Source organism: Pseudomonas sp. GV047 (assembly GCF_003058245.1).
Lineage (GTDB): Bacteria > Pseudomonadota > Gammaproteobacteria > Pseudomonadales > Pseudomonadaceae > Aquipseudomonas > Aquipseudomonas marginalis.
This window is the reverse complement of record NZ_QCWA01000002.1, coordinates 17,367-30,482: the sequence shown is the minus strand read 5'-3', so window position 1 is coordinate 30,482 and position 13,116 is coordinate 17,367. Positions and strand designations below refer to the sequence as shown.

The following is a 13,116-nucleotide window of genomic DNA, read 5'->3' as shown; positions in this document are numbered from 1 at the left end:
ATGCAACGCTACTCGGGCTTCGGCCTCTTCAAGCACTCCCTCAGCCACCACGAAAACTGGCAGAAGATGTGGCGCACGCCGACCCCCAAGAAGGTCTACGACGTGGTCATCGTCGGCGGCGGCGGGCATGGTCTGGCGACCGCCTACTACCTGGCGAAAGAGCACGGCATCACCAACGTGGCCGTGGTCGAGAAAGGCTGGCTGGGCGGCGGTAACACCGCGCGCAACACCACCATCGTGCGTTCCAACTACCTGTGGGACGAGTCGGCGCACCTGTACGAACACGCGATGAAATTGTGGGAAGGCCTGTCCCAGGACCTGAACTACAACGTGATGTTCTCCCAGCGTGGCGTCTACAACCTGTGCCACACCCTGCAGGACATCCGTGATTCCGAGCGTCGCGTCAGCGCCAACCGCCTGAATGGCGTGGATGGCGAGCTGCTGAATGCCAAGCAAGTGGCCGACGAGATTCCGTACCTGGATTGCTCGAAAAACACCCGTTACCCGGTACTCGGTGCCACCGTGCAACGGCGCGGCGGCGTGGCCCGTCACGATGCCGTGGCCTGGGGCTTTGCCCGCGCCGCCGACGCACTCGGCGTGGACCTGATCCAGCAGACCGAAGTGATCGGTTTCCGCAAGGAAAACGGCGTGTGCATCGGTGTGGAAACCAACAAAGGCTTCATCGGCGCCAAGCGCGTCGGCGTGGTGACCGCCGGTAACTCCGGCCACATGGCATCCCTGGCGGGCTTCCGCCTGCCGATCGAATCCCACCCGCTGCAAGCGTTGGTGTCGGAGCCGATCAAGCCGATTATCGACAGCGTGATCATGTCCAACGCCGTGCACGGTTACATCAGCCAGTCCGACAAGGGCGACCTGGTGATCGGCGCCGGTATCGACGGCTACAACGGCTACGGCCAGCGCGGCTCGTACCCGGTGATCGAACACACCATCCAGGCCATCGTCGAGATGTTCCCGGTGCTGTCGCGGGTGCGCATGAACCGTCAGTGGGGCGGCATCGTCGACACCACGCCGGATGCGTGCCCGATCATCTCCAAGACCCCGGTACCGAACATGTTCTTCAACTGCGGCTGGGGCACCGGTGGCTTCAAGGCCACGCCGGGCTCAGGCAACGTATTTGCCGCCAGCCTCGCCAAGGGTGAAATGCACCCATTGGCCGCACCTTTCTCCATCGACCGTTTCCACAACGGTGCGTTGATCGATGAACACGGCGCTGCGGCCGTCGCCCACTAACAGGAGAAATTCCCTATGTTGCATATCTTCTGTCCTCACTGTGGCGAACTGCGCTCCGAAGAGGAATTCCACGCGTCCGGCCAAGCGCACATCCCGCGCCCGCTGGACCCGAATGCCTGCACCGACGAGCAGTGGGGCGACTATATGTTCTTCCGCGATAACCCGCGCGGCCTGCACCACGAACTGTGGATTCACGCCGCCGGTTGCCGCCAGTATTTCAACGCGACCCGCGACACCGTGACCTACGAAATTCTTGAAACTTACAAGATCGGTGAGAAGCCTCAGTTCACCGCCAAGGCCTCTGGAGAGAAGGTATGAGCCAGATCAATCGCCTGTCCAACGGTGGCCGGATCGACCGTAACAAAGTCCTGACCTTCAGCTTCAACGGCCAGAGCTACAAAGGCTTCGAGGGCGACACCCTGGCCGCTGCTTTGCTGGCCAACGGCGTCGACATTATCGGCCGCAGCTTCAAGTACTCGCGCCCACGGGGCATCTTTGCCGCCGGTGCCGAAGAGCCGAACGCCGTGCTGCAGATCGGCGCTACCGAAGCCACGCAAATTCCTAACGTGCGCGCCACGCAACAGGCGCTGTACCAGGGCCTGGTCGCCACCAGCACCAACGGCTGGCCGAGCGTCAACAACGACATGATGGGCATCCTCGGCAAGGTCGGCGGCAAGCTGATGCCGCCGGGGTTCTACTACAAAACCTTCATGTACCCGCAATCGTTCTGGATGACCTACGAGAAGTACATCCGCAAGGCCGCCGGCCTGGGTCGCTCGCCGACCGAGAACGATCCGGACACCTACGACAACTTCAACCGTCACTGCGATGTGCTGGTGGTCGGCGCCGGCCCTGCCGGCCTGGCTGCCGCATTGGCCGCCGCCCGCAGCGGCGCGCGCGTGATCATCGCCGATGAGCAGGAAGAGTTCGGTGGTTCGCTGCTCGACTCCCGCGAAAGCCTCGACGGCAAGCCGGCCACCGAGTGGGTTGCCAGTGTCATTGCCGAATTGAAAGCCCTGCCGGACGTGGTGCTGCTGCCCCGCGCCACGGTCAACGGCTACCACGACCATAACTTCCTGACCATCCACGAGCGCCTTACCGACCACCTCGGTGACCGTGCGCCGATTGGCGTGGTGCGCCAGCGTATCCACCGTGTACGTGCCAAGCGCGTGGTCCTGGCCACCGGTGCGTGCGAGCGTCCGCTGGTGTACGGCAACAACGACGTGCCGGGCAATATGCTGGCCGGTGCGGTCTCCACTTACGTGCGCCGCTACGGCGTGGCACCGGGCAAGAAACTGGTGCTGTCGACCAACAACGACCACGCCTACCGCGTGGCATTGGACTGGCTGGATGCGGGCCTGCAAGTGGTGGCAGTGGCCGATGTGCGCCACAACCCACGCGGTGCACTGGTTGAAGAAGCCCGCGCCAAAGGTATTCGGATCCTCACCGGCAGCGCCGTGATCGAGGCCCGTGGCACCAAGCGCGTGACCGCTGCGCGTATCGCCGCGATCGACGTCAAGGCGCATAAAGTCACCAGCCCCGGCGAATGGCTGGACTGCGACCTGGTGGCCAGCTCCGGCGGCTACAGCCCGGTGGTTCACCTGGCCTCGCACCTGGGCGGCAAGCCGACCTGGCGCGAAGACATCCTCGGCTTTGTACCGGGTGAAGCCCCGCAGAAACGCGTGTGCGTCGGTGGTATCAACGGCGTCTACGGCCTTGGCGACTCCCTGGCCGATGGTTTTGAAGGCGGCGTGCGCGCCGCCAGCGACGCCGGTTTTGCCCCGGTGGAAGGTACGCTGCCAAAAGCCTTGAGCCGTCTGGAAGAGCCGACCCTGGCGCTGTTCCAGGTGCCTCACGAGAAAGTGACCGCACGGGCGCCGAAGCAATTTGTCGACCTGCAAAACGACGTTACCGCCGCCGCCATCGAACTGGCCACCCGCGAAGGTTTCGAGTCGGTGGAACACGTCAAGCGCTACACCGCGCTGGGCTTCGGCACCGACCAGGGCAAGCTCGGTAACGTCAACGGCCTGGCGATTGCCGCGCGCTCGCTGAACGTGACCATTCCGCAGATGGGCACCACCATGTTCCGCCCCAACTACACGCCGGTGACCTTCGGCGCGGTAGCGGGCCGGCATTGTGGGCACATCTTCGAGCCGGTGCGCTACACCGCCCTGCAAGCCTGGCACGTGAAAAACGGCGCCGAGTTCGAAGACGTCGGCCAATGGAAACGTCCATGGTACTTCCCGCGCAACGGTGAAGACCTGCACGCCGCGGTGAAACGCGAATGCCTGGCCGTGCGCGACAGCGTCGGCCTGCTGGATGCGTCCACCCTCGGCAAGATCGATATCCAGGGCCCGGATGCCCGTGAGTTCCTCAACCGCATCTACACCAACGCCTGGACCAAGCTCGACGTGGGCAAGGCGCGCTACGGCCTGATGTGCAAGGAAGACGGCATGGTCTTCGACGACGGCGTTACCGCCTGTCTCGCCGACAACCACTTCCTGATGACCACCACCACCGGCGGCGCCGCCCGTGTGCTGCAGTGGCTGGAAATCTACCAACAGACCGAATGGCCGGACCTCAAGGTGTACTTCACCTCGGTCACCGACCATTGGGCGACCATGACCCTGTCCGGCCCCAACAGCCGCAAGCTGCTGGCGGAAGTCACCGACATCGACCTGGACAAGGACGGCTTCCCGTTCATGACCTGGAAAGAAGGTTTGGTGGGTGGCGTACCGGCGCGGGTGTTCCGTATCTCGTTTACCGGTGAGCTGTCGTACGAAGTCAACGTGCAGGCCGACTACGCCATGGGCGTGCTGGAGCAGATCGTCGCGGCCGGCAAGAAGTACAACCTGACCCCGTACGGCACCGAAACCATGCACGTACTGCGGGCCGAGAAGGGCTTCATCATCGTCGGCCAGGACACTGACGGCTCGATGACCCCGGACGACTTGAACATGGGCTGGTGTGTCGGTCGCACCAAGCCGTTCTCGTGGATCGGCTGGCGCGGCATGAACCGGGAAGACTGTGTGCGTGAAGAGCGCAAGCAACTGGTGGGCTTGAAGCCGATCGACCCGAACGTGTGGCTGCCGGAAGGCGCGCAACTGGTGTTCGATCCGAAGCAGACCATTCCGATGAAGATGGTCGGTCACGTCACCTCCAGCTACGCGCATAACTCCCTGGGTTATTCGTTTGCCATGGGCGTGGTCAAGGGCGGCTTGAAGCGCATCGGTGAGCGGGTGTTCTCGCCCCAGGCGGATGGCAGCGTGATCGAGGCGGAGATTGTGTCCTCGGTGTTCTTCGACCCTAAGGGTGATCGGCAGAACATCTGATAGACCCAGTCGCCTGCATCGGGGGCAAGCCCCCTCCCACAGGGGAATGCATTCCAAATGTGGGAGGGGGCTTGCCCCCGATGAGGCCAGAACAGTCACCACAGAATTCAAGACAGGTGCTTTATGACAGCAGCCAATGTTTACCAGCAACGCCCCACCTCCGGTGCCAAGGCCGAGTCGTCGCTGCACCATGCCGACCTCGCCAGCCTGGTCGGCAAGGGCCGCAAGAACGCCGGCGTGACCGTGCGCGAAAAGAAATTGCTTGGTCATCTCACGATCCGTGGCGACGGCCATGACGCCGCTTTCGCGGCTGGCGTGCACAAGGCCCTGGGCATCGAACTGCCCGGCGCCCTTCAGGTCATCGTCAAAGGCGAAACCAGCCTGCAATGGCTCGGCCCGGATGAGTGGTTGCTGATCGTGCCAGGCGGTGAGGAATTCGCCGCCGAACAAAACCTGCGCGCCGCCCTGGGTGACCTGCATATCCAGGTCGTCAACGTCAGCGGCGGCCAGCAGATCCTCGAACTCAGCGGCCCGAATGTGCGCGATGTGCTGATGAAGTCCACCAGCTACGACGTGCACCCCAACAACTTCCCGGTGGGCAAGGCGGTGGGCACAGTGTTCGCCAAGTCGCAGCTGGTGATTCGCCATACCGCTGAAGACACCTGGGAGCTGGTGATTCGCCGCAGCTTCTCGGATTACTGGTGGTTGTGGTTGCAGGATGCCTCGGCCGAATTTGGCCTGAGCGTTCAAGCCTGAGGAATGACCCATGAGCCGCGCACCCGATACATGGATTTTGACCGCCGACTGCCCCAGCGTGCTCGGCACGGTGGACGCGGTTACCCGCTATCTGTTCGAGCAGGGCTGCTACGTCACCGAGCACCATTCGTTCGATGACCGCCTCTCGGGCCGGTTTTTTATTCGCGTGGAATTCCGTCAGCCGGATGGCTTCGACGAGCAGGCGTTTCGCGATGGCCTGGCCTCGCGGGGTGAAGCCTTTGGCATGATCTTCGAGCTGACAGCGCCGAACTACCGGCCAAAAGTGGTGATCATGGTCTCCAAGGCCGATCACTGCCTCAACGACCTGCTGTACCGCCAGCGTATCGGGCAACTGTCGATGGACGTGGTCGCGGTGGTGTCCAACCATCCCGATCTCAAACCTTTGGCCGACTGGCATCAAATTCCCTACTACCATTTCCCCCTCGACCCTAACGACAAACCGTCCCAGGAGCGTCAGGTGTGGCAAGTGGTGGAAGAGACCGGCGCCGAACTGGTGATCCTTGCGCGCTACATGCAAGTGCTGTCGCCGGAGCTGTGCCGCAAGCTGGACGGCAAGGCCATCAATATCCACCACTCGTTGCTGCCGGGGTTCAAGGGCGCCAAGCCGTATCACCAGGCGTACAACAAGGGGGTGAAGCTGGTGGGGGCCACGGCGCATTACATCAACAACGACCTGGACGAAGGCCCGATCATCGCCCAGGGCGTGGAGGTGGTGGATCACAGTCACTATCCCGAGGATTTGATTGCCAAGGGGCGGGACATCGAAGGGCTGACATTGGCCCGGGCGGTGGGGTATCACATTGAGCGGCGTGTGTTCTTGAATGCCAATAGGACTGTGGTGCTCTGACTGCCGCCGATGAGGCCCTCACAAACAACACAAGAAACAGCATCTGTACCCGAGCACTTAAACGCGCTGCCCACCCAAAAGGGCAACGCAGTTCCATAAAAACAACAGCGAGGTGAAAGCATGTCTGGTAATCGTGGTGTCGTGTATCTCGGCAACGGCAAGGTCGAAGTACAGAAAATCGACTATCCCAAAATGCAGGACCCCCGTGGCAGGAAGATTGAGCACGGCGTCATCCTGCGCGTGGTCTCCACCAACATCTGCGGCTCCGATCAACACATGGTGCGCGGCCGTACCACCGCCCAGACCGGCCTGGTGCTCGGTCACGAGATCACCGGTGAAGTGATCGAGAAGGGCAGCGACGTCGAAAACCTGAAGATCGGCGACCTGGTTTCCGTGCCCTTCAACGTCGCCTGCGGCCGCTGCCGCTCGTGCAAGGAGCAACACACCGGCGTGTGCCTGACCGTCAACCCGGCCCGTGCCGGTGGCGCCTACGGCTATGTCGACATGGGCGACTGGACCGGCGGCCAGGCCGAGTACGTGCTGGTGCCGTACGCCGACTTCAACCTGCTCAAACTGCCGGACCGTGACAAGGCCATGGAGAAAATCCGTGACCTGACCTGCCTCTCCGACATTCTCCCCACCGGCTACCACGGCGCCGTCACTGCCGGCGTTGGCCCTGGCAGCACCGTGTACATCGCCGGTGCCGGTCCGGTCGGCCTGGCGGCTGCCGCGTCTGCACGCCTGCTGGGTGCCGCGGTGGTGATCATCGGCGACGTCAACTCCATCCGCCTGGCCCACGCCAAGGCCCAGGGTTTTGAAATCGTCGACCTGTCCACCGATACGCCATTGCATGAACAGATCGCCGCGCTGCTCGGCGAGCCGGAAGTGGACTGCGCCGTCGACTGCGTGGGCTTTGAAGCACGCGGTCATGGCCACGACGGCGTCAAGGCCGAAGCCCCGGCCACAGTGCTCAACTCACTGATGGGCGTAGTGCGCGTGGCGGGCAAGATCGGTATCCCTGGCCTGTACGTTACCGAAGATCCGGGTGCCGTGGATGCCGCCGCAAAAATGGGCAGCCTGAGCATTCGCTTCGGCCTGGGCTGGGCCAAATCCCACAGCTTCCACACCGGCCAGACGCCGGTGATGAAGTACAACCGCCAACTGATGCAGGCGATCATGTGGGACCGCATCAACATTGCCGAGATCGTCGGTGTGCAGGTGATCAGCCTGGATGACGCGCCACGTGGGTATGGCGAGTTCGATGCGGGCGTGCCGAAGAAGTTTGTGATTGATCCGCATAAGTTGTTCAGCGCGGCATAAATCCCGGGCACAAGAAACCCAAATGTGGGAAGGGGCTTGCTCCCTCCCACATTTGGGTTTTCGTGTTTGGGATATCTACGGTTGGCCAACGCACTTGGTATACGGTCGTGCCCGTTGGCCGCTTACTCACTGATCCTCCTTTGCTTTCCGAGCTCACTATCAGTCCCCCGGGGTTGCTGATCGATTGCTGCTGACGCGGATTCAGGCCGGCTTATTCCGATGGGGTTGCAGAGGTGCCTGGAACAACCGACGGGATACCCAGTCCAACGCCTGCGTTCACCCCTACATCCAGAGGTTGCTCCAATGAAGATTTCACGCGGTTTCGCCCTTTCCTGCCTGATGAGCCTGGCCGCCACTCCGGTGTTTGCCGCGGGGTTCAGCCTTGGCGATGCGGCCAATGCCATCGCAGGCATGCAAGGGGGCAATAACAAAGCCGCAGCTGCCGCACCGTCGTCTGAAACGGCTGGCCTGCTCAGCGCCCTGACCTCGCAACTGAACATCACCCCCGAGCAGGCCGTTGGCGGTACTGGTGCCATGCTGGGCCTGGCCAAGAACAAATTGAGTGGCAACGACTATTCGCAACTGGGCAACAGCGTGCCGGGCCTCGACCAACTCTCGGGTAACAATGCATTGGGCAGCCTCGGGGCCTTGAGCGGGATGCTCGGCCAGGCCGGCGGCAGCAAGACCAGCGGCCTGGATGGTTTGCTGGGTAACGTGAAGAACACCAATGACCTGAACACCGCGTTCAGTGCGCTGGGGATGGACAGTGGCATGGTCGGCCAGTTTGCCCCGGTGATCCTGCAATATCTGGGCGGGCAGGGTGCCAGTAGCTCCGTGCTCGGCAAGCTGGCGCAAGCGTGGGGCACCGGTAGCTGATACATCCGTCGAAGTCGACGCAATGGCGCTCCTACAATCAGGACGCCTTTGTTTGTCTCGAAATGCCGAGTTTTCCCGCGAAACGTTTTCTGATGAGAGGGCAGGAACCGTAGGAAAGAAGAGCACCACCCAGGACTGTCCTTACTCGCTGTCTCAACAAGCGACTGTTGGACGCCAATCCAACTGACTTCAATGGTGCTCTCATGAATTCAACCGCCACGCCGGGACTGTCCCTGCCCTCTCACTTTACCTATGAACGTTATGAGCCGAACCACACAGTTGACGTTGCCAAGAATCAGCGGCTTGGCCTGCCGTCCGGGTTGATCTCGGATTTACGCAATGCTCTGGATGCTGTGATGCATGGCAAGAACCCTGAGCAGGCCTCGAAGCATTTGCTCGCAGACTTGCGCCGTTTACATCAGCACTTCGTGCCGGAAAGGTCGCCTGAACATCCGCGCAACCAGCCACACCAACCGCTCATCATGACGGTCGATGATCTGAAGGCGCAGGCCAAATTGGCGGAGCAACTGCAAAACGATCCGAACCTCAAGCTTGAGAGTTTGCCTGGCAATAGCGGGAAAAAAGGCGTGACGGTCGATGATCTGAAGGCGCAGGTCAAGTTGGCGGAGCAACTGCAAAACGATCCGAACCTCAAGCTTGGGATTTTGCCTGGCAATAGTGGGCAAAAAGGCGTGACCGACGATGATCTGAAGGCGCAGGCCAGGTTGGCGGAGCAACTGCAAAACGATCCGAATGTAATAAGAGACCTGGAAGGACGAAAGGTGGATCTGGCCAGCTGGGACGCACTGACAGAGCATGCGAGCTTCCTTCATGACCATCCAGTCGCGGATAAGGTAATTTGCGAGCTGCGGGCTTTCCTCGATGCTGACCGTTCGGGAAAGGATATTGATCGGTTCGTTGCGGCCCTGCGGACCGACCTGGAAGCGTTCCTTGCGAACACCCAGCGCAGTGATGCTGACTTACAGCTGGAACTCATGGCAGCCCTCAGGAATACTTAAGACGCAGGCACCTTCGGAACGTTTAGCCACGCAGTCGCCGAATACGCTGATCCTTTTCGCTCCAGAGCTGGTTGACCCAGTTCTGGACGGTCTGGCGAAACGCCGGATCATTCTCGTAATCCCCCTGCCACAACGCCGGGTCCAGCTCACGGGTCTGGATGTCGATGATCACCTTGGGCACCGCGCCGCTGATCAACTCCCAGAACCCCGGAATCTTTTGCTGCGGATACACCACGGTCACGTCGAGCACGGCGTCCAGTTGTTCGCCCATTGCCGCCAGCACAAACGCCACGCCGCCCGCCTTGGGCTTGAGCAAGTGAGTGAATGGCGAAGCCTGCTGCTTGCGCTTGGCCTCGCTGAACCGCGTGCCTTCGAGGTAATTGACCACGGTCACCGGCTGGCGCTTGAACAGCTCGCACGCCTCCTTGGTGATCTTCAAGTCCTGCCCTGCCAGCTCCGGGTGTTTGGCCAGGAACGCCTTGGTGTAGCGCTTCATGAACGGGTAATCCAGGGCCCACCAGGCCAGGCCCAGGAAGGGCACCCAGATCAGCTCTTTTTTCAGGAAGAATTTGAAGAACGGTGTGCGGCGGTTGAGGGCCTGGATCAGCGCCGGGATGTCCACCCAGGATTGATGGTTGCTGATCACCAGATAGCTGGTGTCTCCGCGCAGCTCATCACCGCCGCGAATGTCCCATTGGGTGGGGATGCACAAGGCGAAAATAAGCTTGTCGATCTCGGCCCAGGTCTCGGCGATCCACATCACCGCCCATGAGGCGTAGTCCCGATAGCGACCGGGCGCCACCAGTTTGAGCAGGGCAAACACCAGCAGTGGCCCGATCAGGACGAGGGTGTTGAGCAACAGCAGCAGTGAAACCAAACAGCCGGTGAGCAGGCGGCGCATAAGTAACTCTTGGAATCGTGTGGGCGGGCCATCATAAGCAAGCTGAGTCTAGAGGCCAAATCGCAAATGGCCGTACGAATGTTTCACAATGTGCCGGTTATGGTGGGCGTGACTAACTAAGTGCTGTCTTTGCGGTCTAGAATCCGCCTACTTCTTTCCGAGGAAATCACTTCGTGAAACTGCTTCTTGCCTCCCTCGCCCTGGTTGCCCTGCCTGTCATGGCCGCCGAGCCGACCCTTTACGGTCGCTATGAATACATCCAGTTGCCGGAGATCGGCGAAACCTTCAAGGCCAAGATGGACACCGGCGCGCTGACCGCTTCGCTGTCGGCCCGTGACATCGAGACCTTCACCCGTGACGGTGACGACTGGGTGCGCTTCCGCCTCGGCGGCAAGGACGCCACCAACAAGGTCTACGAACACAAGGTGTCGCGCATCAGCAAGATCAAGAGCCGCGCCGATGAAGACGACGACAAGGACGAAGCCACTGTGGCCAAACGCCCGGTCATCGACCTGGAAATGTGCCTGGGCAACGTCAAGCGTACCGTCGAGGTCAACCTCACCGACCGCAGCAGCTTCAATTACCCGTTGCTGATCGGCGCCAAGGCCTTGCGTGAATTTGGCGCAGCAGTAAACCCGGCCCGTCGCTACACTGCCGACAAACCGGACTGCTGATTTGAACCCATGCCCCACATCCTGATTGTCGAAGACGAAGCGGCGATAGCCGACACGCTGATATTCGCCCTGCAAGGCGAGGGCTTTACCACCACCTGGCTGAGCCTCGGCCAGGAGGCGTTGGCCCATCAGCGCCAGACCCCCGCCGACCTGATCATCCTCGACATCGGCCTGCCGGACATCAGCGGTTTTGAAACCTGCAAGCAATTGCGCCGTTTCAGTGAAGTGCCGGTGATGTTCCTCAGCGCGCGGGATGGCGAGATCGACCGCGTGGTGGGGCTGGAGATCGGCGCCGACGATTACGTGGTCAAGCCGTTCAGCCCACGGGAAGTGGCGGCGCGGGTGCGGGCGATCCTCAAGCGCGTCGGCCCCGGTGTGGCGCCGGCGCTGTTCCAGGTCGATCTGGAGCGCATGCAGATCAGCTATCGCGGCCAACCCCTGAGCCTGACCCGGCATGAATTCCGCCTGCTGCAAAGCCTGCTGGAGCAACCCGAGCGGGTGTTCAGCCGCGAGCAGTTGCTGGACGCGGTGGGCGTGGCGGCCGACGCCGGTTACGAGCGCAATATCGACAGCCATATCAAGAGCCTGCGCAGCAAGTTACGCAGCGTGGCCGCCGATGCCGAGCCGATCCAGACCCATCGCGGCCTCGGCTACAGCTACAGCCCGAGCAACAGCTGATGCGCCTGGGGCTGCGGATTTTCCTGGTGTATGCGCTGTTTATCGGCCTCACCGGTTATTTCGTGCTCAGCACCGTGATGAAGGAAATCCGCCCCGGCGTGCGCCAGTCCACCGAAGAAACCCTGGTGGACACTGCCAACCTGTTGGCCGAAATCCTGCGCGAAGACGTGAAGAACGGCACCCTCGGCCAGAGCCACTGGCCCGAATTGCTCAAGGCCTATGGCAACCGCCAGCCCGGCGCGACCATCTGGGGCTTGCCGAAAAACCAGGTCAACCACCGTATCTACGTGACCGACGCCAAGGGCACCGTGCTGCTCGACTCCACGGGCGAAGCCGTGGGCCAGGACTACTCGAAGTGGAACGACGTCTACCTGACCCTGCGCGGCGAATACGGCGCGCGCTCCACTCGCAGTGCAGCGGATGACCCCACCTCATCGGTGATGCACGTCGGCGCGCCGATCCGCGATAACGGGCAGATCATCGGCGTGGTCACCGTGGCCAAGCCCAACAGCTCGTTGCAGCCGTATGTCGACCGCACTGAACGCCGCCTGCTGTGGTACGGCGCGGGCCTGGTTATCCTCGGCCTGTTGCTCGGTGCGTTGCTGTCGTGGTGGCTGAGCGTTGCGCTGCGTCGCCTGACCGCCTACGCCGAAGCCGTCAGTGAAGGTCGAAGGGCGGAGCTGCCGCATTATCGCGGCGGCGAGCTGAAGCAGCTGTCCACCGCCGTCGAGCACATGCGCACGCAACTGGAGGGCAAGGCCTACGTCGAACATTACGTGCACACCCTGACCCATGAATTGAAAAGCCCGCTGGCCGCGATTCGCGGCGCGGCCGAGCTGTTGCAGGGCGAGATGAGCCGCGAACAGCAGCAGCGCTTCGTCGGCAATATCGACAGCGAAAGCGCGCGCCTGCAGCAGTTGATCGAACGCCTGCTGAACCTGGCGCAGGTCGAGCAACGCCAGGGTTTGGAGGCGCAGGCGAGTATCCCGCTGGCGGCCTTGGTCGACGCTGTACTCAACGCCCAATGTGCGCGAATCGAAGGTGCCGGGTTGCACGTCGAACAGACGATTGCCGCTGATGTGAAGGTGTTTGGCGAACCCTTCCTGCTGCGCCAGGCCCTGGGTAACGTGCTGGACAACGCGCTGGACTTCACTCCGCCCGGTGGCGTGTTGAGATTCAGCGCACAGACGCTGCACAACGACGTGCAGGTGAGCCTGTTCAATCAGGCCGCACCGATCCCGGATTACGCCCTGCCGCGCCTCAGCGAGCGCTTCTATTCCTTGCCACGTCCCGGCAGCGGGCGCAAGAGCACCGGCCTGGGCCTCAACTTTGTCGAGGAAGTCATGAAGCTGCACGGCGGCGCCTTGCAGATCGGCAATGTGCCGGGCGGTGTGCACGTGGTGCTGCATCTCCACACAGTCTCCACATTGCCCACATAAAT

The 13,116-nt window shown here is 61.8% G+C and carries 12 protein-coding genes; 11 read left to right on the top strand and 1 reads right to left on the bottom strand.

The genetic code is table 11. The features are described 5' to 3' along the window. From C8K58_RS05325 to C8K58_RS05290, 8 genes are all read left to right on the top strand, one after another. The gene (locus C8K58_RS05325; protein WP_010207084.1) at positions 1-1,251 is read left to right on the top strand and encodes a sarcosine oxidase subunit beta; all 1,251 of its coding nucleotides are present in this window, start codon (positions 1-3) and stop codon (positions 1,249-1,251) included. Between the two features lie 15 nt (positions 1,252-1,266). Then, entirely contained in the window at positions 1,267-1,569 is a 303-nt protein-coding gene (locus C8K58_RS05320; RefSeq protein WP_003194855.1) for a sarcosine oxidase subunit delta, read from the top strand. Beyond that, positions 1,566-4,583 carry a sarcosine oxidase subunit alpha gene (locus C8K58_RS05315; protein WP_108573335.1) on the top strand — a complete coding sequence of 1,006 codons (3,018 nt, stop codon included), beginning with the start codon at positions 1,566-1,568 and terminating at the stop codon, positions 4,581-4,583. The genes C8K58_RS05320 and C8K58_RS05315 overlap by 4 nt, the downstream gene beginning before the upstream one ends. 123 nt (positions 4,584-4,706) lie before the next feature. Beyond that, positions 4,707-5,339 (top strand): sarcosine oxidase subunit gamma, encoded by a 633-nt coding sequence (locus tag C8K58_RS05310; protein ID WP_027605977.1) that lies wholly within the window; start codon positions 4,707-4,709, stop codon positions 5,337-5,339. Between the two features lie 10 nt (positions 5,340-5,349). Then, on the top strand, positions 5,350-6,207 hold the full coding sequence (gene purU, locus C8K58_RS05305; RefSeq protein WP_065925438.1) for a formyltetrahydrofolate deformylase: 858 nt from the start codon (positions 5,350-5,352) through the stop codon (positions 6,205-6,207). 120 nt (positions 6,208-6,327) lie between these two features. Then, a complete protein-coding gene (gene fdhA / locus C8K58_RS05300; protein ID WP_005792122.1) occupies positions 6,328-7,527 on the top strand; it encodes a formaldehyde dehydrogenase, glutathione-independent in 1,200 nt (399 codons plus the stop codon). A 303-nt stretch (positions 7,528-7,830) separates the two neighbouring features. Then, positions 7,831-8,403 (top strand): DUF2780 domain-containing protein, encoded by a 573-nt coding sequence (locus C8K58_RS05295; RefSeq protein WP_092355568.1) that lies wholly within the window; start codon positions 7,831-7,833, stop codon positions 8,401-8,403. A 203-nt stretch (positions 8,404-8,606) separates the two neighbouring features. Beyond that, a complete protein-coding gene (locus C8K58_RS05290) occupies positions 8,607-9,422 on the top strand; it encodes a hypothetical protein (protein ID WP_133822108.1) in 816 nt (271 codons plus the stop codon). Positions 9,423-9,444: 22 nt separating this feature from the next. Here the strand turns inward: C8K58_RS05290 and C8K58_RS05285 are convergent, their stop codons facing one another. Continuing rightward, complete coding sequence (locus tag C8K58_RS05285) at positions 9,445-10,323, bottom strand: acyltransferase (protein WP_027605973.1); 879 nt, start codon at positions 10,321-10,323, stop codon at positions 9,445-9,447. 173 nt (positions 10,324-10,496) lie between these two features. On the opposite strand from C8K58_RS05285, the gene C8K58_RS05280 reads away from it, so the two are divergent. From C8K58_RS05280 to creC, 3 genes are read left to right on the top strand one after another with little or no spacing between them, the layout of a single operon-like run. Next, positions 10,497-10,997 carry an ATP-dependent zinc protease gene (locus tag C8K58_RS05280; protein ID WP_027605972.1) on the top strand — a complete coding sequence of 167 codons (501 nt, stop codon included), beginning with the start codon at positions 10,497-10,499 and terminating at the stop codon, positions 10,995-10,997. A gap of 9 nt (positions 10,998-11,006) precedes the next feature. After that, positions 11,007-11,675, top strand: coding sequence for a two-component system response regulator CreB (creB, locus tag C8K58_RS05275; RefSeq protein ID WP_027605971.1), 669 nt, complete (start codon positions 11,007-11,009; stop codon positions 11,673-11,675). Continuing rightward, entirely contained in the window at positions 11,675-13,114 is a 1,440-nt protein-coding gene (gene creC, locus C8K58_RS05270; RefSeq protein WP_108573331.1) for a two-component system sensor histidine kinase CreC, read from the top strand. Before creB ends, creC begins: the two co-directional genes overlap by 1 nt. Positions 13,115-13,116: the final 2 nt, after the last annotated feature.

Bases quoted from the DNA above. Each gene is read 5' to 3' on its own strand.
- fdhA (WP_005792122.1), top strand. From the start codon at position 6,328: ATGTCTGGTAATCGTGGTGTCGTGTATCTCGGCAACGGCAAGGTCGAA.
- C8K58_RS05320 (WP_003194855.1), top strand. From the start codon at position 1,267: ATGTTGCATATCTTCTGTCCTCACTGTGGCGAACTGCGCTCCGAAGAG.
- C8K58_RS05295 (WP_092355568.1), top strand. From the start codon at position 7,831: ATGAAGATTTCACGCGGTTTCGCCCTTTCCTGCCTGATGAGCCTGGCC.
- C8K58_RS05285 (WP_027605973.1), bottom strand. From the start codon at position 10,323: ATGCGCCGCCTGCTCACCGGCTGTTTGGTTTCACTGCTGCTGTTGCTC.
- C8K58_RS05290 (WP_133822108.1), top strand. From the start codon at position 8,607: ATGAATTCAACCGCCACGCCGGGACTGTCCCTGCCCTCTCACTTTACC.
- creC (WP_108573331.1), top strand. From the start codon at position 11,675: ATGCGCCTGGGGCTGCGGATTTTCCTGGTGTATGCGCTGTTTATCGGC.
- creB (WP_027605971.1), top strand. From the start codon at position 11,007: ATGCCCCACATCCTGATTGTCGAAGACGAAGCGGCGATAGCCGACACG.
- purU (WP_065925438.1), top strand. From the start codon at position 5,350: ATGAGCCGCGCACCCGATACATGGATTTTGACCGCCGACTGCCCCAGC.
- C8K58_RS05315 (WP_108573335.1), top strand. From the start codon at position 1,566: ATGAGCCAGATCAATCGCCTGTCCAACGGTGGCCGGATCGACCGTAAC.
- C8K58_RS05310 (WP_027605977.1), top strand. From the start codon at position 4,707: ATGACAGCAGCCAATGTTTACCAGCAACGCCCCACCTCCGGTGCCAAG.
- C8K58_RS05325 (WP_010207084.1), top strand. From the start codon at position 1: ATGCAACGCTACTCGGGCTTCGGCCTCTTCAAGCACTCCCTCAGCCAC.